Below are 21,751 nucleotides of genomic sequence, written 5' to 3'. Positions count from 1 at the left end.
CAGCTTGCCGAGCTCGAACAGCGCCGCCGTGACGAGGGCGCCCACCCACACGTCGCGCCACGCGACCGAGGTGCTCGGCATGAACTTGAAGATCATCGCGAACAGCACCGTGGTGAAGCTCAGCGACACCAGGACGTTGAGGGCCTGCAGCAGCGCTTCGGCGCCAGGCATCAGCCCGCCCGCCCAACTGCCCACGGCGGCTATGGCCGCACCCACCACCAGCGACACCATCAGCAGGAAGGCCAGGCCCAGGATCAGCCCGAACGACAGCAGGCGGGCGCGCAGGATGGCCCACACGCCCTGGGGCTTCTGGCGCTCCGGCACGCGCCAGATGCGGTCAAGCGCACTTTGCAGTTCGGCAAAGACCGTGGTGGCACCGACGATGAGTACGACGATGCTGATGGTGCCGGCCACCAGGCCGCGCTCGGTGTCGCTGGCGCTGGCGATGAGGCCCTGCACCAGGCGGGCCCCTTCGGCGCCGATCAGATCGGTGAGCTGCTGCGTGATCTGGCCGGTGACGGCCTCGTGACCAAAAATCGCACCGGCGACCGCGATGACGATGACCAGCAGCGGCGCCAGGGAGAACGCGGTGTAGTAGGCGATGGCCGCCCCCATGCTGGGGGCGAAATCATCGAACCAGGCCCCGATCGCTTGCCGGCAGAGTCGAAGCACCTGTCGGGCGTTCACGGGAGACCTCGTCACGAGCCGTCCGGCGAAGGCCTGGCGGCCAGAGGCGCCAGGGCGCCCTCGATGTCCTGCACGCGGCGGGGCCGCACGACGCGGGCGACCTCCTGCCCGTCGCGCAGGACCACCAGGGTTGGCCACCACTTGATGCCGAACGATCGCCCCAGCGGCTGCCCCGGGCCATCTTCGACCTTCAGATGGCGCAGCGGCGCCGGGCCCACGTGGGCGCCCAGTGCCTCAGCGATGACCGGCTGCGCGGCTTGGCAGATGCCGCAGAGGTTGGAGCCGAACTCGATCACCGTGTGGCCGGGCGTGGACGCGATCTCGGCGCGAGACGGCCCGCCGCTGACGTAGGCTGAAGCAGCGTTCATGGGCGCTCTCCTGAGTGAAGCTGGCCGCTGCCCGGCAAATACCGTTCCTCCTCAGTGCGCCGCCAGCCGCTCCAGCCCCCCCAGGTAGGGCCGCAGCGCCGCCGGCACCGCGATGCTGCCGTCGGCGTTCTGGTGGTTTTCCAGCACCGCCACCAGCGCGCGGCCCACGGCCAGGCCCGAGCCGTTGAGCGTGTGCACCAGCTCGTTCTTGCCCTGGGCGTTCTTGAAGCGCGCCTGCATGCGGCGCGCCTGGAAGGCCTCGCAGTTGGAGCAGCTCGAGATTTCGCGGTAGGTGTTCTGTGCCGGCACCCACACCTCCAGGTCGTAGGTCTTGGCGGCACCGAAGCCCATGTCGCCGGTGCACAGCGCGATCACGCGGTAAGGCAGCTCCAGCTTCTGGAGCACCGCCTCGGCGTGGCCCACCATCTGCTCCAGCGCCTCGTAGCTCTTGTCGGGGTGCGTGATCTGCACCATCTCGACCTTGTCGAACTGGTGTTGGCGGATCATGCCGCGCGTGTCGCGGCCCGCACTGCCGGCCTCGGAACGGAAGCAGGGGCTGTGCGCGGTGAGCTTGATGGGCAGGTCGGCCTCGGCCAGCACGCGCTCGCGCACGGTGTTGGTGAGCGAGATCTCCGAGGTGGAGATGAGGTACTGCTCGGCCGCTTCTTCGTCGCCCCCACGCAGCACCCAGAACATGTCTTCCTTGAACTTGGGCAACTGGCCCGTGCCCTCCAGCACCTCGCGATTGACGATGTAGGGCGTGTAGCACTCGGTGTAGCCGTGCTGCTCGGTCTGCAGGTCGAGCATGAACTGCGCGAGCGCGCGGTGCAGCCGCGCCACCGGGCCGCGCAGGAAGCTGAAGCGCGAGCCTGAGAGCAGCGCGCCGGTTTCGAAATCGAGGCCCAGCGGGGCGCCGAGGTCCACGTGGTCGCGCACCGGGAAGTCGAAGCTGCGCGGTGTGCCCCAGCGGCGCACTTCCACGTTGGCCGTTTCGTCTTCGCCCACCGGCACGCTCTCGTGCGGCAGGTTGGGCACGGCCATCAGCAAGGCCTGCAGCTCGGCCTGGATCACGTCCAGGCGCGCGGCACCGGCCTCCAGCTCGGCCTTGATGGCGCCGACCTGCGCCATCGCCGCGTCGGCTTCGGCGTGCTGGCCCTTGCCCTTGAGCGCGCCGATCTGCTTGGACACGCTGTTGCGCTGCGCCTGCAGTTCCTCGGTGCGGGTCTGCAGCGTCTTGCGCTCGCCTTCGAGGGCCTGGTAGGCCGCGACGTCAAGATAGGGCTGAGGCTGCTTGCGCGTCTCGAGCCGGGCCACGGTGGCGGGCAGGTCCTTGCGCAGTTGAACGATGTCGAGCATGGGAGGGGGCGGGTGAAGGAAATCAGTGGGTGCCGGCGTCGCCGAGCTTGAGGCCCTTGGGCAGCGGGAACTTGACGGTCTCGGACAGGCCGTCCATGGAGCGCACGGAGATGGCGCCAAAGGCCTTGATGCGGTCGATCACCTGGCGCACCAGGATCTCGGGCGCCGAGGCACCGGCCGTGAGGCCCACGCGCGCGCGGCCCTCGAACCACTCGGGGCGCAGCTCATCGGCGTTGTCCACCATGTGGGCGGGCGTGCCGAGCTTGAGGGACACCTCGCGCAGGCGGTTGCTGTTGGAGCTGGTGGGGCTGCCCACGACGATGACCACATCCACCTGCGCGCTCAGCAGCTTCACCGCGTCCTGCCGGTTCTGCGTGGCGTAGCAGATGTCCTGCTGCTTGGGCTCGCGCACCTGCGGGAAGCGCGCCTTCACGGCCTTGAGGATCTCCGCCGCGTCGTCCACCGACAAGGTGGTCTGCGTGACCACCGCGAGCTTGTCGCTCTGCGCGGGGTTCACGCGTGCCACGTCGGCCACGTCTTCCACCAGGTGGATGCCACTGTCGAGCTGGCCCATGGTGCCCTCGACCTCGGGGTGGCCCTTGTGGCCGATCATGATGAATTCGTAGCCCTCGCGGTGCAGCTTGGCCACCTCGATGTGGACCTTGGTCACCAGCGGGCAGGTGGCGTCGAACACCTGGAAGCCGCGTTGCGCGGCCTCGTTCTGCACCGCCTTGCTCACGCCGTGCGCCGAGAACACCAGCGTGGCGCCGGGCGGCACGTCGTCCAGGTCCTCGATGAAGATCGCGCCCTTGGACTTGAGGTCGTTGACGACGTAGGTGTTGTGCACGATCTCGTGGCGCACGTAGATGGGCGCGCCGAACTTGGCCAACGCCCGCTCGACGATCTCGATCGCGCGGTCGACGCCGGCGCAGAAGCCGCGCGGCTCGGCCAGGATGATGTCTTGCAGTTGCGCCATTACAGGACCCCGATCAGTTCGACCTCGAAACGCACCGCCTGGCCCGCGAGGGGGTGGTTGAAGTCGAACAGCACGGCGCCATCGGCGCGCACCTCGCGCACGGCCCCGGCATAGCTGCCCAGGCCGTCGGGCGTGGGGAACTGCACCACGTCGCCCACCGCGTACTGCTCGTGCGGATCGCCCAGTTCGTTGAGCAGCTTGCGGGCCACCCACTGCTGCATCTCGGGCTGGCGCTCGCCGAAGGCCTCGCCGGGCGCCAGGTCGATGACGGTGCGCGTGCCCTCGGCCAGGCCGATCAGGCGCTGTTCGATGGCCGGCGACAGCTCGCCCTGGCCCAGGCTGAGCGTGGCGGGCTGGCCGTTGAAGGTGTCGATGATGACCTGCCCCTGCGCGCCGCTCATGCGGTAGTGCAAGGTGAGAAAGGAGCCGGGCTGGACGTGGGACATGGTGGGGGTGGCGATGCACCCTGGGGAATGGGCGAAACGCGTATTGTAAAAAGCGCGTCCGATCCGGGGAGGAACCGCATGCAAGCCCATCAGCGGGCCGGGCTCAAGGGCCTGCCCAGCGACGCACGACCGCGCGAAAAGCTGCTCTCGCGCGGCGCGAACGCCCTCAGCGACACCGAACTGCTGGCGCTGCTGCTGCGCACCGGCATGGCCGGCAAGCACGTGCTGCAGCTCGCCCAGGAACTGCTGGACACTTGTGGCGGCCTGGCCGGCCTGGTGGCCACGGACGCCGCCGCGCTGGGCCGCATCAAGGGCCTGGGGCCGTCCAAGCGCGCGCTGATCGCGGCGGTGATGGAAATCGCGCGCCGTGCCCTGGCCCAGCCGCTGAAGGCGCGCGACCTGCTCAACGACCCCGCCGCCGTGTGCGATTTCCTGCGCCTGCAGTTGGGCGACCGCCCGCACGAGGTGTTCGCCCTGCTGCTGCTGGACAGCCAGCACCGCCTGATCGCCTTCGAGGAGCTGTTTCGCGGCACGCTGAACCAGGCCAGCGTGTTCCCCCGCGAGGTGGTGCTGCGCGCCCTGCACCACCAGGCCGCTGCCGTGGTGCTGGCGCACAACCACCCCAGCGGACTCGCCGAGCCATCGGCGGCCGACGTGGCGATCACCCGCAGCCTGCGCGACGCGCTGGCCCTGGTGGGCGTGCGCGTGCTCGACCACATCGTCGTCACGCGCGAGCGCGCGGCGTCCTTCTCTCAGCTCGGGCTTCTCTGAGCCGTTCGCGCCGCGCATCGGGCCCGGCCCGACAATGACGGGCATGAAGGTGAACACCCTCGGCGAGCTCAAGTCCATCCGCAACGCCCTGGCCGAGCGCCGGGCGCGCGAGGCGGCCGAGCGCGAGGCCGAACGGCTGGCGGCCGTGCGGCGCGAGCGCGAGCACCGCCTGTTCGAGATCGCCGTGGGCCCGGTGCAGCGCCTGCCCGCGCACGGGCGCGCCCAGCCGCCGCGCCCCGCGCCCGAGCCGCGCCCCCTGCAACGCGAACGCGACGAGGCCGCGGTGATGCGCGAGGCCCTGTCCGACGAATTCGACGTCGAAACCCTGCTGCACACCGACGAACAGCTGAGCTTCCGCCGCCCCGGCCTGGGGCCGGAGGTGGTGCGCAAGCTGCGTGAGGGCCGCTGGGCGATCCAGCGCGAGATCGACCTGCACGGCCTGCGCACCGACGAGGCGCGCGAGGCCCTGGGCCGCTTCGTGCGGGACAGCCACCAGCAGGGCCTGCGCTGCGTGCGCGTGGTGCACGGCAAGGGCCTGGGCTCGCCGGGCCGCGCGCCGGTGCTCAAGGGCCGCGTGCTGCGATGGCTGGTGCAGAAGAAGGAAGTGATGGCCTTCGTGCAGGCTCGCCCGGCCGACGGCGGGGCCGGCGCGCTGGTGGTGCTGCTGCGTCCGGCCTGACACACGGCCCCCCCGCGGCGTGACGCCGTGCACGCGGGGCGCCACCGTCCGTTGCGCGTCGCGCTGGCGCGAGCGGACCACGGCATGATCTCGGGCCATGCCGCCCGCCCTGCCACGCTTCCCGGTTGATCGCCGCCACTGGCTGCTCGCCGCTGGCGCCGCGCTGGCGGGCTGCGCCACGCCGGGTGACCCGCCGTCCGGGGGCAGTGGCGACAACGCCATCGATGGCTCGGCCTGGGCGCGGGCCTGCCGGTTCGACGGTCTCACCGCCGCCGGCCCCTGGCACCACCGCCGCTACGGCAACCGCCGCCCCACCGACTACCGCGCCACCGTGTTCGACGGGCGACCCGCGCTGCACGCGCGCAGCGACGCGGGCAACAGCCTGCTGCGCCTGCCCTTCCAAACAGCGGAACTGCCACCCGGCGCGCGGCTGCGCTTCTCGTGGCGAACCGATGCGCTGATGGACCAGGCCGACATGAAAGACCCCCAGGCCGACGACGCCGTGGCGCGGGTGCTGCTCAGCTTCGATGGCGATCGCCAATCCTGGAGCCGGCGCGACCACATGCTCTCGGAGCTGGCCCACCTGATGACCGGCGAGCCCCTTCCGTACGCCACCCTGATGTACGTGTGGGACAACCGCTACCCCGTGGGCACCGTCGTCGAGAACCCGCACACGCGGCGCATCCGCAAGCTGGTGGTGCAGCAGGGGCCGCAGCAATTGGGCGGCTGGGTCGAGCACGAGCGTGACCTTCGCGCCGACTACCTGGCGGCCTTCGGTCAGCCGCCGGGCCCCCTCACCGCGGTGGGGCTGATGACCGACGCCAACAACCTCGCCACCCGGGCCGAGGCCTGGTACGGCCCGCTGACGCTGCGCGAACGCTCGCTGACCACCCGCTGAACCCGGCCGTCAGCCCGGGCTGAAGCACCGCCACAGGGGGAATTGCCCCTCCCAACAATTGGTGATCAACCGGTCCTGTTGCGACCTTCGCAAGCGGCGGGCGCGGGGAGAATCTCGCAAGCATGCGAAGGCCTTGCGTGCTGCGCAGAAATCCAGCCTCACTTATGGGAGTTTTGATGCCTACTCAATTGTTCCCCTACACGCTCACGTTCCGTGGCGGTCACGGCCAACGCACGTTCGCCTCACACATCGAACTCGCGGACTGGGTTGTGCGTGAGTGGGATAGGTACTACCCGATGGCTACCGCATCGAGCACGCGTCCGGAGCCGCTGCCGGACATCAAGAACAGCTTCGGCACCTTGCAGTCGGCCAAGGGGATTGCACTGAATCTCAAGGGCCTGGAACCCGATCCCCCGTCGCAGGCTTTTGCCAACACGTTCTATGCCTTGAGGGATCAACTCGTGTACTTCTACGGCACGAAGGGCTTGCCCCCAAGCGACAGCTCCGCGGTTTACGCGCTGCTGCCAATCGCCATGGGAAATCCTCATGCGGCACTGGCCGCGGTTGCCTGGCTTTGTGATCCGAGCAACCAAATGCCTTAGCCCGAGATCCGCTCGCCTCTTCAGACCGAAAATGGGCTTCGGCTTGGTTGCGCTACTGATATTCACGCACCACCCCGACTGGAGCGGCTGCGAACGCCATCGCGGGCTCAAGGCGTGTTGCGCATCCAGTCGGCCGTCTGGAAAAAGCTCTTCTTGAGCCGCTCGCGCAGTTCGGCGTCCACCCCGGTCTCGCCCATGGCCTGGTCCATGCACGCCAGCCACTGGTCGCGCTCGACGATGCCGATGGCAAACGGCATGTGCCGCATGCGCAGGCGGGGGTGACCGAAGCGCGAAACGTAGTGGTCCGGCCCGCCGAGCCAGCCGCACAGGAACCAGAACAGCTTCTCGCGCGCGCTGTCCAGCGTGCTGCCATGCGCGGCGCGCAGCTCGCGGTAGCCGGGCTCCAGGTCCATCAGGTCGTAGAAGCGGTCGACCAGCGCGCGCACGCGCGCCTCACCGCCGATCCACTCGAACGGGGTGGCGAACTTCGCGGGTTCTTCAGGTTGCAACAATGACTCGCTCATACGGATTCGCTACGTGAGTGGTCGCACGCCCAAGGGCAGCGTGGAACCGGCTCTGCCGGGCCGCAGCTGCCGCCCCTTTGCGGGGGTCGCGCGAAGCGCGGCGGGGGTTATTCATGTTGCGGCGCGGCGCAGGGTTTCAACCACCGGGGTTCTCAAGATCGCGCGCAAGCCCCACCAGCCCGCCGCCAGCGCCAGTACCGCGCCCGCCAGCGCGCCGCCCAGAGGCACCCAGGGCGAGGCCGTCCAGGTGAACTCGAAGGCGAAGCGCGCGAGCGCCCAACCCACCGCCACCGCCACGACGGAGGCCAGGAAGCCCGCCAGAAGGCCCACGCCCAGCAACTCGATGCGCTGCACCTGACGCAGCAGGCCCGAGCCGGCACCCACGGCGCGCAGGATGGCGAATTCGCGCTCGCGCTCGCCGCGCGTGGCCGTGACGGCCGCCAGCAGCACCACCAGTCCGGCCGCCAACGTGAAGGCGAAGAGGAACTCGATGGCCGCGATCACCTGGCCCAGCACGCGCTGCACCTGCGCGATGGTCTGGCTCATGTCGACGTTGGTGATGTTGGGGAATTCGCGCACCAGGGCGTTGTCGAAGCCCTGCGTCTCGGGCGCGCGGAAGGCGCTGATGTAGGTGATCGGCACGTCGGGCATCTGCGCCAGGGGGAACAGCACGAAGAAGTTCACGCGCATGGAGCCCCAGTCGACCTTGCGCAGGCTGGTGATGCGCCGCTCGACCGTCTGGCCGGCGATGTCGAAACCGAGCGCGTCGCCGAGTTTGAGGCCCAGCTCCTCGGCCAGGCCTTCCTCCACGCTCAGGCCGTCGGCCTCCTCGGGCGTCCAGCGCCCGGCCACGATGGGGTTGTTCTCGGGCCGCTCGGCCGTGTGCGACAGGTTGAACTCGCGCTCGACCAGGCGCTGTGCGCGCTCGGCTTCGAAGTCCTCGGGCTGCACGCTCTTGCCGTTGATGGTGACCAGGCGGCCACGGATCATGGGAAACCAGTCGTACTGGTTGACGCCGGCGCCGCGCAGCGCCTGCTGGAAAGGCTGGGCCTGCTCGGGCTGCACGTTGATGACGAAGCGGTTCGGCGCATCGGGCGGCGTGGCGCTGCGCCAGCTGTCGATGAGGTCGGTGCGCAGCAACACGAGCAGCACCAGCGAGAGCAGGCCCACGGCCAGCGCGCTGATCTGCACCACCGCGTAGGCCGGGCGCGCCGAGAGCTGGCGCGTGGCCATGACCAGGGCGCGCGGCGCGGTGGCTTCGTTCACGCTGGCGCGCAGCACGCGCACCGCGAGGTAGCTGACGGCCGCGAACAGCAGCACCGCCGCCGCGAAGCCACCCACGGCGATGCCGCCCAGCAGGAGGTCTCGGCTGGCCGCCAGCAGCAGCGCCGCGAAGCCCACCACGCCCAGACCCAGCACACCGAGCGTGGCGGGTTTGAGCTGGCCGACATCACGTCGGATCACGCGCAGCGGCGGCACTTTGGCCAGTTGCAGCACCGGCGGCAGGCCGAAGGCCAGCAGCAGCGTGAGTCCCATGCCCAGGCCCAGCAGCACCGGCACCGGGCCGGGCGCGGGCAGGCGCGACTCCACCAGGCCCGCCAGCAGCAAGACGAAAACGTGGTGCACCACCCAGCCCAGCAGCACGCCCAGCGCGCTGGCGAACAGGCCCACGATGGCGAACTCGACCGTGTAGGCGCGCGCCATGTTGCCCTGGGAGAGGCCCAGCACGCGCAGCATGGCGCAGTCGTCCAGGTGGCGCTGCGCGAAGCCGCGCGCCGCGATGGCCACGGCCACTGCGCACAGCAGCGCGGCCAGCAGGGCCACCAGGTTCAGGAATTTCTCGGCGCGTCCCAGGGTGCGTTGCATCTCGGGCCGGCCGCCCTCGAGCGACTCCAGCCGCACGCCACGCACGCCGGGGCGCTCGATCTCCGCGCGCGCCCAGCGGCTGAAGCCGGCCACGGCGGGCTCGGGGCCGGCCACGGCAAGCCGGTAGCTCACGCGGCTGGCGGGCTGCACCAGCCCGGTGGCGGGGAGGTCGTCGTTGCGGATCATCACGCGTGGCGCGAAGCTCATGAAGCCGCCGCCGCGGTCGGGTTCCGCCGTGAGCACCCGCGCGATGGTGAAGCGCCCGTCGCCCAGCAGCAGCGGCTGGCCCACGCGCAGGTCGAGTTGCACCAGCAAGGCCGCGTCCACCCAGGCGGTGCCGCGCGCGGGAATGCCGGGCGCGACCACGTCGGGCGCGTCGGGGGACTCGGAGACGCGCAGCGTGCCGCGCAGCGGATAGCCCTCGCCCACGGACTTCAGCGCCACCAGCCGCGCCGCCCCGCCCTGCTCGTCGCTCGCGCGGCCCATGGTGGGGAAGTTCAGGCTGTGGGTGTGGCGCAGGCCCAGCGCCTCGGCGCGCTCGACGAAGGCCGCGCCGGCCGGCTGGTCGGACACCACCACGGCGTCACCGCCGATCAGCGCGCTGGCGTCACGCGTGAGGCCGCCCTGCAGGCGGTCGGCGAAGAAGCCGACGGCCGTGAGCGCGGCCACGGCCAGCGTCACCGCGATCACCAGCAGCCGCAACTCCCCCGCGCGCCAGTCGCGCAGCAGGGACGTCCAGCCGATGCGCCAGAAGGAAGGGGCTTGGGGATTCATGGGTGGCTACCCTAACGCAAACGAAATAACAAAGCTGTCATGCAGCCGCAAGGCCCCAGTCCTGCCAGCCCCGAACCGCGAATGCCACGGATCCGGCTCCGCCGGTCCGTCGGCATGGCCCCCTGGGGGGAGGCGCGCAGCGCCGCAAGGGGAACCTATTTCGTTCCGAAGATGCGGTCGCCCGCGTCGCCCAGGCCGGGAACGATGTAGCCGTGCTCGTTCAGGCCCCGGTCAATGACGGGCGTGTAGACCGGCACGTCGGGGTGCGCGTCGTGGAAGGTCTTGAGGCCTTCGGGGCAGGTGACGAGGCAGACGAAGCGGATGGAGCGCGGGTTCGTCTTCTTGAGCCGGTCCACCGCCGCCACGGCCGAATTGCCGGTGGCCAGCATGGGGTCGAGCACGATCACGTCGCGCTCGTGCATGTCCTGCGGCATCTTGAAGTAGTACTCCACGGCCTTGAGCGTGGCCGGGTCGCGGTACAGGCCGATGTGGCCCACGCGCGCGCCGGGTATGACCTGCAGCATGCCGTCGAGGAAGCCGTTGCCCGCGCGCAGGATGGAAGCCAGCACGATCTTCTTGCCGTCGATCACGCGCGATTTCATCGGCTCCAGCGGGGTCTCGATGTCGATCTCCTGCATGGGCATGTCGCGCGTGAGCTCATAGGCCAGCAGGGCGCTGAGCTCGTGCACGAGCTCGCGAAAGCTCTTGGTGCTGGTGTCCTTGCGGCGCATCAGCGTGAGCTTGTGCTGCACCAGCGGGTGGGAGATGACGTGAACGTCGCGTGCCATGGCGTGGGGAGGTGGAGATTGCGGGGAGAGGGATCACATGCCGGGCAGCTTGGGCATGCCCTTCATGCCACCCATGCGCTTCATCATCTTCATGAGGCCGCCGCCCTTCATCTTCTTCATCATGCCCTGCATCTGCTCGAATTCCTTGAGCAGGCGGTTGACCTCCTGCACGTGCACGCCCGCCCCGGCGGCGATGCGGCGCTTGCGCGTGGCCTTGATGATCTCGGGCTTGCGGCGCTCGGCCAGGGTCATGCTGCAGATGATCCCTTCCTTGCGCCGGATGTCCTTCTCGGCGCGCGAGAGGTCGGCTTCGCCGGCCTTGGCCGCCATCTGCGCGGGCAGCTTGTCGAGCAGGTTGGACAGCCCGCCCATCTGCTTCATCTGGCGCAACTGATCGAGGAAGTCGTTGAGGTCGAAGCCCTCGCCGCTCTTGACCTTGGCCGCGAGCTTCTGGGCCGATGCCATGTCCACGCCGGCCGTGACCTGCTCGACCAGGGCCACGATGTCGCCCATGCCCAGCACGCGCTGCGCGTGGCGCTCGGCGTCGAAGACCTCCAGGCCGTCGATCTTTTCCGAGACGCCAGCGAACTTGATCGGCGCGCCGGTGATGGCTCGCACCGAGAGCGCCGCGCCGCCGCGCGAATCGCCGTCGAGCTTGGTGAGCACGATGCCGGTGAGCGGCAGCGCCTCCTTGAACGCCTTGGCGGTGTTGATCGCGTCCTGGCCCTGCATGGCGTCGACGACGAACAGGGTCTCCACCGGGTTCAGCACCGCGTGCAGGTCGCGGATCTCGCGCATCAGCGCCTCGTCGATGGCAAGGCGGCCGGCCGTGTCGACCAGCAGCACGTCGAAGTGGTGGCGCCGCGCGTGGTCGAGCGCGGCGCGCGCGATGTCGGCGGGCTTCTGCTCGGGCGTGCTGGGGAACCACTCGGCGCCGGCCTGCGCGGTCACGGTCTTGAGCTGTTCGATGGCCGCCGGGCGATAGACGTCGCCAGAGACCGTGAGCACCTTCTTCTTGCGCTTCTCGATCAGGTGCCGCGCCAGCTTGGCGGTGGTGGTGGTCTTGCCGGCACCCTGCAGGCCGGCCATGAGGATCACGGCGGGCGGTTGGGCCGCGAGGTTGAGGTCGGCCACGCCAGCGCCCATCGTCGCGGCGAGTTCGCGGTTGACGATGCCCACCAGCGCCTGGCCCGGAGTGAGCGAGCCCACCACGTCCTGGCCCAGCGCCTTGTCCTTCACGCGCGCAATGAAGTCGCGCACCACCGGCAGGGCCACGTCGGCCTCGAGCAGGGCCATGCGCACCTCGCGCAGCATGTCGCTCACGTTGCTTTCGGTGATGCGGGCCTGGCCGCGCATCTCCTTGACGATGCGTGACAGGCGGTCGGACAGGGCTGAAGCCATGGCTGGGGCGGGAGTGAGGAGGCGCCGACGGAGCGCCATGGGGACCCGTTGAACGGGTGATCGGGCCGCAAGGCGCCCGGGAGGCGCCGTTAAGATGTGCGGCTGATTTTAGCCCTCGGCACCTGCCGCGCTGGCCTGTGGCCATGAACCTCCTGCCCCAACTGGCTTTCAACCCGCCGGCCGCCGTGCTCGCCACGCTGGCCGCGCTGGCGTACGCGCTGGTGGCATGGGCACACCCCCGGCTGGGCAGCTTCCAGGCGCGCGGCCTGCTCGCCATCACCTGGGGCCTGCACCTGCTGGCGCTGCTGGCCGGCCTGCTCAGCGAACCGGTGCGCTTCGGCTTCGCACCGGCGCTGTCGGTCACGCTGTGGCTGGTGCTCACCGTCTACCTGGTCGAAAGCCGGCTGTACCCGCAACTGCGCGCGCGCTGGGCGCTGGCGCTGATGGGCGCGGCCGTGATGCTGCTGGTGATCGCCTTCCCCGGCGCCGAGCACCCCGCCTTGCCCTCGGTGTGGATGCCGCTGCACTGGGCCCTGGGCATCGCGTCCTACGGTCTGATCGCCGCCGCCGTGGTGCACGCCTGGCTGATGCAGCGCGCCGAACGGGCCATGCGCAGCGGCGCGGCCAGCGACACCGCCATGCCCCTGCTCACGCTGGAGCGCCTCACCTTCCGCTTCGTGGCCGCGGGCTTCCTGCTGCTGAGCCTCACGCTGCTGGCGGGCTGGCACTTCTCCGAATTGCTCAACCAGCGCATGGTGTGGAACCACAAGACCGTGTTCTCGGTGCTCGCCTGGGCCACCATGGGCGTGTTGCTGTGGGGCCGCTGGCAACTGGGCTGGCGCGGGCGCACCGCCGTGCGCACGCTCTACGTGGGCGCGGGCTTCCTGCTGCTGGCCTACGTGGGCTCGCGCTTCGTGATCGAGGTGCTGCTGCACCGCACATGACGCTCCAAGAATGAAATACCTGCTCGTGCTCGCCGTCGTCGTGGTGGCGTTCTATGTGTGGCGCAACAACCGCCGCATCGAGCGCCAGGAAGGTGAAGCCGCCGCGCCGCCACGGCCACGCCCCGCCGCGCGCGGGCCCGGCCAGCCGATCGCCATGGTGGCCTGCCGCGCCTGCGGCACGCACCTGCCGCAGAGCGAGGCGCTCATCGGCCGCGACGGCAGCTACTGCAGCGCGGAGCACCGGCAGCGCATCGAGGGCCCGTCGGCCTGAGGTCCCGCATGGCACGCCACGACAGTTCCAGCTTCGCCCCCTCCTGGTACTCGGCACACGACAGCGCGGGCGCGCAGGCGCACGACCAGCGCGCCCGCGCCTTCGAGCGCCTGTGGCGCGCCTTCATGCGGGCGCGCGTGTTCGTGGCGCTGGTGCTGCTGGCCCTGCAACTGTTCCTGCTGCTCACCATCCAGGGCAGCACGGTCTGGCTGACCGCCCTGGCCTCCACCTACCTGCTGGCCACGGTGGCGGTGCTGCTGATGTGGAAGCCTGCGGAGCACGGCCGCGCGTCCACGGCGCAGTGGCTCGTCACCATCGGCCTGGACGTGGCGGTGGTGGCCCTGCTGCAGCACTTCCAGCCCGGCGGCAGCATCAACTTCACCCCGCTGTTCGCGCTGCCGGTGCTCACGGGCGCCATCCTCGGCCCCATGGTGCTGGGCCTGGGCACGGCGGCCGGTGTCACGCTGCTGTTGCTGGCCGAGGCCGCGATCGACGCCTCGGGCTTCGGCCAGCTCGACACCGCGCGCTTCCTGCAGGCCGGGCTCGCGGGCACGGGCTTCTTCCTGGTGGCGGTGCTGGCCCACCAGCTCGCCCAGCGTCTGGCGCGCGAAGAGGCCGTCTCGGCCAGCAGCCAGGCCGCCGCGCGCGCGCAGGCCGCCGTCAACGAGGTGGTCATCGAAAGCCTGGGCGTGGGCGTGCTGGTGATCGACACGCACGGCGTGGTGCGCAACGCCAACCCCGCGGCCCGCGGCATGCTCATGGGCGAGAACTACCCCGAAGGCGCGCGCCTGCTGCTGTCGGCGCGGCCGAGCTGGTCGCACCTGGCCGCGCTGGTCGAAGAGAGCTTTGCCATCGACGCTGCCCTGGAGACCGAAACCACCATCGAACACGGCAGCCGACCCAGCCAGCGCCTGCACGCGCGCACCAAGCTCACGCCCGCCGTGGGCGAGCGTGGCTCGCTGTGCGTGCTCTTCCTCGAAGACCTGCGCGAGGTCGAGGCGCGCGTGCGCACCGAGAAGCTCGCCTCCATGGGCCGCATGTCCGCCGCCGTGGCGCACGAGATCCGCAACCCCCTGTCGGCCATCACCCAGGCCAACGCCCTGCTCGATGAGGAGGTGCGCGAGCCAGCGCAGAAGCGCCTGACGAAGATGATCGACCAGAACGCGCAGCGCCTCTCGCGCATCGTCGACGACATCCTCAACATCGCGCGCCCCCAGCCCAGCCGCGCCGACGGCCACGTGCCGCCGCTGCCGCTCGACTCCATGGTGCGGCAGGTGACGGCCGAGTGGATGCGGCAGAACAACGTGACGCAGACCCTGGGCGTGCACCTGCATGCCTCCCAGGGCCTGGTGGCCTTCGACCCCGAGCACCTGCGCCGCCTGCTGGTGAACCTGCTCGACAATGCCCTGCGCCACGCCAGCGGCAAGCCCGCGTCGATTCGCATCGTCACCCAGCCCAGCGGCGCCGAACACCTGCGCCTGTCCATCTGGAGCGACGGCGGCCCGCTCGAGGCCAGCGTGCTCAAGCACCTGTTCGAGCCCTTCTTCTCGTCCGAAAGCCGCTCCAGCGGCCTGGGCCTGTACATCTGCCGCGAACTCTGCGAACGCTACGGCGCGCAGATCGCCTACCAGCGCGCGCGCCTGGACCAGCGCGAGGGCAACGAGTTCTACGTGCTCATGCCGCTGGCGAACGTGGCCACCGCCGCGGCGGCGGCCCCCGCGCGCGGGGGCGGGCAGCAGTTGAGCCTGTCGCCCGCGTCCCACCCGGCCCAAGACCACGAGCACACCATCGTGGATCCGCTGCGCTCGGGCCACCCCCCGCTGGCCACCGGCTGAGCCCCCGCATGTCCGCCTCCGCGAGCGCCTCCATCCTGGTCGTCGACGACGAACCCGACCTGCGCACCCTCTACGAACTGACGCTGCTGCGCGAAGGACACGCCGTCACCACCGCCGCCAACCTGGAGCAGGCCCGCGAGGGCCTGGCCCAGCAGCGCTTCGACGTGCTCATCACCGACATGCAGTTGCCCGATGGCCTGGGCCTGAGCCTGCTGCGCGAGATCACCGACGGCCAGCGCACCGAGAAGTGCATCGTGATCACCGCCTTCGGCTCCGCCGAGAACGCGGTCGAGTCGCTCAAGGCCGGCGCCTTCGACTACCTCACCAAGCCGGTCGATCTGCGCCAGTTGCGCGGGGCCGTCACGTCGGCGCTGCGCGGCCAGCGCGCGCCGCTGGCCGCCGTGCCCGCCAACGAACCCACCCGCAGCGCGCCGCCGCCGCCCAGTGGGGTGCGCGCCCTGGCGCGCCTGGTCGGCCAGGCGCCCAGCATCGTGCAGATCAAGGCCCGCATCGAGAAGGTCGCCACCAGCATGGCGCCGGTGCTCATCCTTGGCGAATCGGGCACCGGCAAGGAGCTGGTGGCGCGCGCCGTGCACGAATGCAGCCACCGCGCCAGCGGGCCCTTCATCGCCGTCAATTGCGGCGCCATTCCCGAAAACCTCATCGAGGCCGAGTTCTTCGGCGCGCGCAAGGGCGCCTACACCGGCGCCAGCGCCGACCGTGAAGGCTACTTCCAGGCCGCGCACGGCGGCACCCTGTTCCTCGACGAGATCGGCGACCTGCCGCTGGCCATGCAGGCCAAGCTGCTGCGCGTCATTCAAGAGCGCCGCGTGCGCTCGCTCGGCGCCGTGCAGGAAGACGCCGTCGACGTACGCCTGGTGAGCGCCACCCACCGCGACCTGCCCGCGCTGGTGCAGGCCGGCCAGTTCCGCCAGGACCTGTACTACCGCCTCAACGTCATCGGCCTGCGCACCCCCGCGCTGCGCGACCGCCCCGAGGACCTGCCCCTGCTCGCGCAGGCCCTGCTGGAACGCCTGTGCATCGAGGCCGGACAGCCCGTGCCCGAGCTGTCGTCCGCCGCGCTGGACTGGCTGCAGGCGCGCGAACTGCCGGGCAATGTGCGCGAGCTGGAGAACCTGCTGCAGCGCGCACTGGCCTTGGCCAGCGGCCCGGTGCTGCGCCCCGCGGACTTCGGAGAGACCGGTGACACCGAGCCCGCCACGCTGCCCGATCCGCTGTCCGAGGCCTCGACGGCGGGCGAACCCTACCGCTTCGTGCCGCTGAATCCGCCGGATACGGGCATTGGCGAGGCGCTGCCCAGCGACCTGCAGAGCTACCTCGACGACCAGGAGCGCCAGGTGCTGCTCAAGGCCCTGCAGGAATGCGGCTTCAACCGCACCGCAGCGGCGGCCCGCCTGGGCCTGAACCTGCGCCAGATCCGCTACCGCATCCAGCGCCTGGGCATCGTGGTGCCCGGCGCGCCCGGCCATGGCGACAGCGACGCCGCGGACTGAGCCCGGCTGGCGCGGCGGCTGGTGGCGCGGCGCGCAGCGCGTCGGGTCGCCCAACCACGGCCCGCGGCCACGCGGCACGGTGGTCGACCTGATCGTGGTGCACTCCATCAGCCTGCCACCCGGCGTGTACGGCGGCGACGAGGTCGAGCGGCTGTTCACCAACCGGCTCGACTGGGACGCGCACCCCTACTTCCAGACCATCCGCGGCATCGAGGTGTCTTCCCACTTCTTCGTGCGGCGCGATGGGCGCGTGCTGCAGTTCGTCTCCACCGCGCGCCGCGCCTGGCACGCGGGCGCCTCGCACTGGCTCGGGCGCGACAACTGCAACGATTTCTCGGTCGGCATCGAGCTCGAAGGCCTGGAAGGCGACACCTTCGAAGCGCCCCAGTACGAGGCACTGGCGCGCCTGAGCCAGGTCCTGCGCGCGCGCCACCCCATCCGCCACATCGCCGGTCACGAGCACATCGCCCCCGCGCGCAAACACGACCCCGGGCCCGGCTTCGACTGGGTTCGGCTGCGGCAGCTCGTCGGATGGCCCACCTCGTGTTTTCCCGAGGCCACACACCAGCGACCGGCCGGCCTTCCAGTCGACAGCGGCCGCGACTGACCCGGCCATCACAGGCCACGCGCGGCCTGCAGCGCCGAATCGCGCCACACCCCGCATGAATGCTTCGGTCCGCGGCCGAAACGCAGTCATGGCCGATGCTCTGCGCAAGTCGTCGCGTGCCGGCGCATCGGTGCCATCCATGCATCGGTCGGTCCGGATCACAAAACGCTATCGGTAGTGCCTTGTTGCCCCCCGACACACCAGATATAGTGTGCCCCCAGATACCCCCCCGGCCTGTTTTCCGCGCACCGTCACCGCAGCCGAAAACGGCGGCCGACCCGACCTGATCACCCAGAACAAATCCTGAATCGAGAGGAAACATGCTGAGCGCAGCCACCCCCCAGTCCCCCGTCGCCAACGCACAGAAGTCCGTGCCCGGCGCTTCGCCCACCTCCTCCACCCCCGTGTCCGCCTACGCGCAGTACCAGATCATTCGCCGCAACGGCGCCGTGGTGCCGTTCGAGCCCAGCAAGATCGCCGTCGCCATGATGAAGGCCTTCCTCGCGGTGCACGGCACGCAAGGCGCGGCCTCGGCCAGCGTGCGCGAGACGGTGGACGAGCTGACGCAGAACGTGGTGCGCGCCCTCATGCGCTCGCGCCCGGGCGGCGGCACCTTCCACATCGAGGACGTGCAGGACCAGGCCGAACTGGGCCTGATGCGCAGCGGCCACCATGAAGTCGCCCGCGCCTACGTGCTGTACCGCGAGCGCCGCGCCGCCGAGCGCGCCACCCAGGCCGCCACCGCCCGCGCCACCGAGCCGCAGTTGCACGTGCTCGACGGCGGCCAGCGCGTGCCGCTCGACATCGACGCCCTCACCCGCCTGATCACCGACGCCTGCGCCGGCCTGGGCGCGGACGTCAAGGCCGACCCGATCGTCGCCGAGACCAAGCGCAACCTGTACGACGGCGTGCCGATCGACGAGGTCTACAAGGCCGCCATCCTGGCCGCGCGCACGCTGATCGAAAAGGACCCGGACTACACCTACGCCACCGCGCGCCTGCTGCTGCACACCATCGTCAGGGAGATCCTGGGCGAGGAAGTGCCCCGGGCGCAGATGGGCCAGCGCTACGCCGACTACTTCCCCCAGTTCATCCAGAAGGGCGTGGATGCCGAGCTGCTCAACCCCGACATGCTGCAGTTCGACCTGGCCCGCCTGGGCGCCGCGCTCAAGCCCGAGCGAGACCTGCAGTTCGACTACCTGGGTCTGCAGACCCTGTACGACCGCTACTTCCTGCACGTGCGCAAGACGCGCATCGAGCTGCCGCAGGCCTTCTTCATGCGCGTGGCCATGGGCCTGTCGCTCAATGAAATCGACCGCGAAGCCCGCGCGATCGAGTTCTACGAGATCCTGTCCACCTTCGACTTCATGAGCAGCACGCCCACGCTGTTCAACAGCGGCACGCTGCGCTCGCAGCTCTCCAGCTGCTACCTCACCACCGTGCCGGACGACCTCGACGGCATCTACGAGTCGATCAAGGAAAACGCCCTGCTGTCCAAGTTCGCGGGCGGCCTGGGCAACGACTGGACGCGCGTGCGCGCCCTCGGCAGCCACATCAAGGGCACCAATGGCGAATCGCAGGGCGTCGTGCCCTTCCTCAAGGTCGTCAACGACACGGCCGTGGCCGTGAACCAGGGCGGCAAGCGCAAGGGCGCGGTCTGCACCTACCTGGAGACCTGGCACCTGGACATCGAGGAATTCCTGGAGCTGCGCAAGAACACCGGCGACGACCGCCGCCGCACCCACGACATGAACACCGCGAACTGGATTCCGGACCTGTTCATGAAGCGCGTGCTGGAAAAAGGCGAGTGGAGCCTGTTCTCGCCCTCCAACACGCCCGACCTGCACGACAAGTTCGGCACCGACTTCGAGAAGGCCTACGTCGCCTACGAGGAAAAGGCCGCGCGCGGCGAGATCAAGCCCTACCGCAAGGTGCCCGCCTCCGACCTGTGGCGCAAGATGCTCTCGATGCTGTTCGAGACCGGCCACCCCTGGATCACCTTCAAGGACGCCTGCAACGTGCGCAGCCCGCAGCAGCACGCCGGTGTGGTGCACAGCTCCAACCTCTGCACCGAGATCACGCTCAACACCAGCGACACCGAAACCGCGGTCTGCAACCTCGGCTCGGTCAACCTGCTGCGCCACCTGAAGGACGGCGCCATCGACCACGACAAGCTCAAGAAGACCATCGCCACCGCGATGCGCATGCTCGACAACGTGATCGACATCAACTACTACGCGGTCAAGAAGGCGCGCGACTCCAACCTGCGCCACCGCCCGGTGGGCATGGGCGTCATGGGCTTCCAGGACGCGCTGTACGAACTTCGCATTCCCTACGCCTCCAACGAAGCCGTCGAGTTCGCCGACCGCTCGATGGAAGCCGTCTGCTACTACGCCTACTGGGCCTCCACCGAGCTCTCCCGCGAGCGCGGCCGCTACAGCAGCTTCAAGGGCTCGCTGTGGGACAAGGGCATCCTGCCGCCCGACACCCTGGACCTGCTGGCCCGCGAGCGCGGCGGCTACGTCGACGTGGACCGCTCCAGCAGCCTCGACTGGGACGCCCTGCGCCAGAAGATCGCCCGCGACGGCATGCGCAACTCCAACTGCGTGGCCATCGCGCCCACCGCCACCATCTCCAACATCATCGGCGTGGACGCCTCCATCGAGCCCTGCTTCGGCAACCTCTCGGTCAAGTCCAACCTGTCGGGCGAGTTCACGGTCATCAACAGCTACCTCGTCAAGGACCTCAAGCGCCTGGGCCTGTGGGACGACGTGATGGTCATGGACCTCAAGCACTTCGACGGCTCGCTGCGCCCCATCGACCGCGTGCCGCAGGACGTCAAGGCCCTGTACGCCACCGCCTTCGAGGTCGAGCCGGTGTGGCTGGTGGAAGCCGCCGCGCGCCGCCAGAAGTGGATCGACCAGGCGCAGAGCCTGAACATCTACATGGCCGGCGCTTCGGGCAAGAAGCTCGACGAGACCTACAAGCTCGCCTGGCTGCGCGGCTTGAAGACCACCTATTACCTGCGCACCACCTCGGCCACGCAGATCGAAAAATCCACCGGCCGCACCGGACAACTCAATGCGGTGTCGGTGACGCCGAGCGCACCGGTGGCCGCGGCCGCGAGCGCTGCGCCGGTCGCGAGCGAACCCGCCACCGACGTCAAGTTCTGCGCCATCGATGACCCGGGTTGCGAGGCCTGTCAGTGAATCGGATTGCGTGCAATCGAACCCGATGCGGTGCATTGCGTTGATTCATTCGATGCAACACCGCAACAAAATTCGTGAGCATGCGGCCTGATTGCTTTGCAATTCGCTCAGACACTTTGATAATTCGCTGAATCGGACCGACCCCTATGTTGAACTGGGACGAACCCACAACACCTTCTTCGACGTCGACGCACAGCCCCCGCCCTTCCGGCCAGCCGGGCTTGCAAGTCTCATCCATCGGTGAGACCACTCCCGCCGTCACCCGTCACGTCGCTTCCTCCGCCGCGCCGTCGAGCCACGCAGCCGCGCCGCAGCGGCGCATCAACGTGGCCGACAAGCGCATCATCAACGGCCAGACCGACGTCAACCAGCTCGTTCCGTTCAAGTACAAGTGGGCCTGGGAGAAGTACCTGGCCACCTGCGCCAACCACTGGATGCCGCAGGAAGTGAACATGAGCCGCGACATCGCGCTCTGGAAAGACCCCAACGGCCTGACCGAGGACGAGCGCCGCATCGTCAAGCGCAACCTCGGCTTCTTCGTCACCGCCGATTCGCTGGCCGCCAACAACATCGTGCTGGGCACCTACCGGCACATCACCGCCCCGGAGTGCCGCCAGTTCCTGCTGCGCCAGGCCTTCGAAGAGGCCATCCACACGCACGCGTACCAGTACATCGTCGAGTCGCTGGGCCTGGACGAGTCCGAGATCTTCAACGCCTACAACGAGGTGCAGTCGATCCGCGACAAGGACGAGTTCCTGATCCCCTTCATCGAGGCGATCATGGACCCGAACTTCCACACCGGCACGCCGGAGGACGACCGCAAGCTGCTCAAGAGCCTGATCGTCTTCGCCTGCCTGATGGAGGGCATGTTCTTCTACGTCGGCTTCACGCAGATCCTGGCGCTGGGCCGGCAGAACAAGATGACGGGCGCCGCCGAGCAGTACCAGTACATCCTGCGCGACGAGTCCATGCACTGCAACTTCGGCATCGACCTGATCAACCAGCTCAAGCTCGAGAACCCGCACCTGTGGACGCCCGAGTTCAAGGCCGAGATCAAGGCGCTGTTCGAGAAGGCCGTTGCGCTCGAGTACCGCTATGCCGAGGACACCATGCCGCGCGGCGTGCTGGGGCTCAACGCGAGCATGTTCAAGGGCTACCTGCGCTACATCGCGAACCGGCGCGCGGTGCAGATCGGCCTGGAGGAGCTCTTCCCGAACGAGGAGAACCCGTTCCCC

The 21,751-nt window shown here is 69.5% G+C and carries 20 protein-coding genes; 11 read left to right on the top strand and 9 right to left on the bottom strand.

Annotated features, from left to right (window positions below; translation table 11 throughout):
- The 5 genes from VLG41_RS13000 to VLG41_RS12980 form a co-directional block, all read right to left on the bottom strand.
- Nucleotides 1–687, bottom strand: a 687-nt coding sequence (locus tag VLG41_RS13000) for a YihY/virulence factor BrkB family protein (protein WP_325349826.1), incomplete at its 3' end; no start/stop codon positions are given.
- A gap of 11 nt (nt 688–698) precedes the next feature.
- Nucleotides 699–1,055 carry a thioredoxin family protein gene (locus VLG41_RS12995; protein WP_325349825.1) on the bottom strand — a complete coding sequence of 119 codons (357 nt, stop codon included), beginning with the start codon at nt 1,053–1,055 and terminating at the stop codon, nt 699–701.
- A 51-nt stretch (nt 1,056–1,106) separates the two neighbouring features.
- Entirely contained in the window at nt 1,107–2,411 is a 1,305-nt protein-coding gene (gene serS / locus VLG41_RS12990; protein ID WP_325349824.1) for a serine--tRNA ligase, read from the bottom strand.
- A gap of 22 nt (nt 2,412–2,433) precedes the next feature.
- Nucleotides 2,434–3,387 carry a 4-hydroxy-3-methylbut-2-enyl diphosphate reductase gene (gene ispH, locus VLG41_RS12985; RefSeq protein WP_325349823.1) on the bottom strand — a complete coding sequence of 318 codons (954 nt, stop codon included), beginning with the start codon at nt 3,385–3,387 and terminating at the stop codon, nt 2,434–2,436.
- Nucleotides 3,387–3,833, bottom strand: coding sequence for an FKBP-type peptidyl-prolyl cis-trans isomerase (locus VLG41_RS12980; protein WP_009516586.1), 447 nt, complete (start codon nt 3,831–3,833; stop codon nt 3,387–3,389). Before VLG41_RS12980 ends, ispH begins: the two co-directional genes overlap by 1 nt.
- Before the next feature lie 78 nt (nt 3,834–3,911).
- Between VLG41_RS12980 and radC the strand changes: the two genes are divergently transcribed.
- From radC to VLG41_RS12960, 4 genes are all read left to right on the top strand, one after another.
- Complete coding sequence (gene radC / locus VLG41_RS12975) at nt 3,912–4,604, top strand: RadC family protein (RefSeq protein ID WP_325349822.1); 693 nt, start codon at nt 3,912–3,914, stop codon at nt 4,602–4,604.
- Nucleotides 4,605–4,638: 34 nt separating this feature from the next.
- On the top strand, nt 4,639–5,283 hold the full coding sequence (locus VLG41_RS12970; RefSeq protein ID WP_325349821.1) for a Smr/MutS family protein: 645 nt from the start codon (nt 4,639–4,641) through the stop codon (nt 5,281–5,283).
- A 97-nt stretch (nt 5,284–5,380) separates the two neighbouring features.
- A complete protein-coding gene (locus tag VLG41_RS12965; RefSeq protein WP_325349820.1) occupies nt 5,381–6,181 on the top strand; it encodes a DUF3047 domain-containing protein in 801 nt (266 codons plus the stop codon).
- 176 nt (nt 6,182–6,357) lie between these two features.
- Nucleotides 6,358–6,783: a hypothetical protein gene (locus VLG41_RS12960; RefSeq protein ID WP_325349819.1), complete on the top strand. Its 426-nt coding sequence runs from the start codon at nt 6,358–6,360 to the stop codon at nt 6,781–6,783.
- A 107-nt stretch (nt 6,784–6,890) separates the two neighbouring features.
- Here VLG41_RS12960 and VLG41_RS12955 read toward each other — a convergent pair whose 3' ends face one another.
- The 4 genes from VLG41_RS12955 to ffh all read right to left on the bottom strand — a co-directional run bounded on the left by VLG41_RS12955 (nt 6,891) and on the right by ffh (nt 12,136).
- Nucleotides 6,891–7,307, bottom strand: a complete 417-nt coding sequence (locus tag VLG41_RS12955) for a group II truncated hemoglobin (protein WP_325349818.1) — start codon at nt 7,305–7,307, stop codon at nt 6,891–6,893.
- A 111-nt stretch (nt 7,308–7,418) separates the two neighbouring features.
- Complete coding sequence (locus VLG41_RS12950) at nt 7,419–9,947, bottom strand: ABC transporter permease (RefSeq protein WP_325349817.1); 2,529 nt, start codon at nt 9,945–9,947, stop codon at nt 7,419–7,421.
- Nucleotides 9,948–10,102: 155 nt separating this feature from the next.
- A complete protein-coding gene (upp, locus tag VLG41_RS12945) occupies nt 10,103–10,735 on the bottom strand; it encodes a uracil phosphoribosyltransferase (protein WP_325349816.1) in 633 nt (210 codons plus the stop codon).
- Between the two features lie 33 nt (nt 10,736–10,768).
- The gene (gene ffh, locus VLG41_RS12940) at nt 10,769–12,136 is read right to left on the bottom strand and encodes a signal recognition particle protein (protein WP_325349815.1); all 1,368 of its coding nucleotides are present in this window, start codon (nt 12,134–12,136) and stop codon (nt 10,769–10,771) included.
- Between the two features lie 143 nt (nt 12,137–12,279).
- Between ffh and VLG41_RS12935 the strand changes: the two genes are divergently transcribed.
- The 7 genes from VLG41_RS12935 to VLG41_RS12905 form a co-directional block, all read left to right on the top strand.
- Nucleotides 12,280–13,080, top strand: coding sequence for a cytochrome C assembly family protein (locus VLG41_RS12935; protein WP_325349814.1), 801 nt, complete (start codon nt 12,280–12,282; stop codon nt 13,078–13,080).
- A 10-nt stretch (nt 13,081–13,090) separates the two neighbouring features.
- Nucleotides 13,091–13,351 carry a PP0621 family protein gene (locus VLG41_RS12930; RefSeq protein ID WP_325349813.1) on the top strand — a complete coding sequence of 87 codons (261 nt, stop codon included), beginning with the start codon at nt 13,091–13,093 and terminating at the stop codon, nt 13,349–13,351.
- Between the two features lie 8 nt (nt 13,352–13,359).
- Nucleotides 13,360–15,186, top strand: a complete 1,827-nt coding sequence (locus VLG41_RS12925) for a sensor histidine kinase (RefSeq protein ID WP_325349812.1) — start codon at nt 13,360–13,362, stop codon at nt 15,184–15,186.
- Between the two features lie 8 nt (nt 15,187–15,194).
- Entirely contained in the window at nt 15,195–16,700 is a 1,506-nt protein-coding gene (locus VLG41_RS12920) for a sigma-54 dependent transcriptional regulator (protein WP_325349811.1), read from the top strand.
- Nucleotides 16,675–17,307 carry a 1,6-anhydro-N-acetylmuramyl-L-alanine amidase AmpD gene (gene ampD / locus VLG41_RS12915; RefSeq protein WP_325349810.1) on the top strand — a complete coding sequence of 211 codons (633 nt, stop codon included), beginning with the start codon at nt 16,675–16,677 and terminating at the stop codon, nt 17,305–17,307. The genes VLG41_RS12920 and ampD overlap by 26 nt, the downstream gene beginning before the upstream one ends.
- Before the next feature lie 320 nt (nt 17,308–17,627).
- Complete coding sequence (locus VLG41_RS12910; RefSeq protein WP_325349809.1) at nt 17,628–20,516, top strand: ribonucleoside-diphosphate reductase subunit alpha; 2,889 nt, start codon at nt 17,628–17,630, stop codon at nt 20,514–20,516.
- 146 nt (nt 20,517–20,662) lie between these two features.
- A partial coding sequence (locus VLG41_RS12905) for a ribonucleotide-diphosphate reductase subunit beta (protein ID WP_325349808.1) occupies nt 20,663–21,751 on the top strand: 1,089 nt, incomplete at its 3' end.

This window comes from Hydrogenophaga sp. (assembly GCF_035481345.1).
In the GTDB taxonomy this organism is placed as follows: domain Bacteria; phylum Pseudomonadota; class Gammaproteobacteria; order Burkholderiales; family Burkholderiaceae_C; genus Hydrogenophaga.
Note: the sequence above shows the minus strand (reverse complement) of the source record. Positions and strands in the feature narration are given on the sequence as shown.

Coding starts and splice junctions, on each gene's coding strand:
- ispH (WP_325349823.1), bottom strand. CDS start 3,387: ATGGCGCAACTGCAAGACATCATCCTGGCCGAGCCGCGCGGCTTCTGC.
- VLG41_RS12925 (WP_325349812.1), top strand. CDS start 13,360: ATGGCACGCCACGACAGTTCCAGCTTCGCCCCCTCCTGGTACTCGGCA.
- VLG41_RS12965 (WP_325349820.1), top strand. CDS start 5,381: ATGCCGCCCGCCCTGCCACGCTTCCCGGTTGATCGCCGCCACTGGCTG.
- serS (WP_325349824.1), bottom strand. CDS start 2,411: ATGCTCGACATCGTTCAACTGCGCAAGGACCTGCCCGCCACCGTGGCC.
- radC (WP_325349822.1), top strand. CDS start 3,912: ATGCAAGCCCATCAGCGGGCCGGGCTCAAGGGCCTGCCCAGCGACGCA.
- VLG41_RS12970 (WP_325349821.1), top strand. CDS start 4,639: ATGACGGGCATGAAGGTGAACACCCTCGGCGAGCTCAAGTCCATCCGC.
- VLG41_RS12930 (WP_325349813.1), top strand. CDS start 13,091: ATGAAATACCTGCTCGTGCTCGCCGTCGTCGTGGTGGCGTTCTATGTG.
- VLG41_RS12910 (WP_325349809.1), top strand. CDS start 17,628: ATGCTGAGCGCAGCCACCCCCCAGTCCCCCGTCGCCAACGCACAGAAG.
- VLG41_RS12960 (WP_325349819.1), top strand. CDS start 6,358: ATGCCTACTCAATTGTTCCCCTACACGCTCACGTTCCGTGGCGGTCAC.
- VLG41_RS12935 (WP_325349814.1), top strand. CDS start 12,280: ATGAACCTCCTGCCCCAACTGGCTTTCAACCCGCCGGCCGCCGTGCTC.
- VLG41_RS12920 (WP_325349811.1), top strand. CDS start 15,195: ATGTCCGCCTCCGCGAGCGCCTCCATCCTGGTCGTCGACGACGAACCC.
- ffh (WP_325349815.1), bottom strand. CDS start 12,136: ATGGCTTCAGCCCTGTCCGACCGCCTGTCACGCATCGTCAAGGAGATG.
- VLG41_RS12995 (WP_325349825.1), bottom strand. CDS start 1,055: ATGAACGCTGCTTCAGCCTACGTCAGCGGCGGGCCGTCTCGCGCCGAG.
- VLG41_RS12955 (WP_325349818.1), bottom strand. CDS start 7,307: ATGAGCGAGTCATTGTTGCAACCTGAAGAACCCGCGAAGTTCGCCACC.
- VLG41_RS12950 (WP_325349817.1), bottom strand. CDS start 9,947: ATGAATCCCCAAGCCCCTTCCTTCTGGCGCATCGGCTGGACGTCCCTG.
- upp (WP_325349816.1), bottom strand. CDS start 10,735: ATGGCACGCGACGTTCACGTCATCTCCCACCCGCTGGTGCAGCACAAG.
- ampD (WP_325349810.1), top strand. CDS start 16,675: ATGGCGACAGCGACGCCGCGGACTGAGCCCGGCTGGCGCGGCGGCTGG.
- VLG41_RS12980 (WP_009516586.1), bottom strand. CDS start 3,833: ATGTCCCACGTCCAGCCCGGCTCCTTTCTCACCTTGCACTACCGCATG.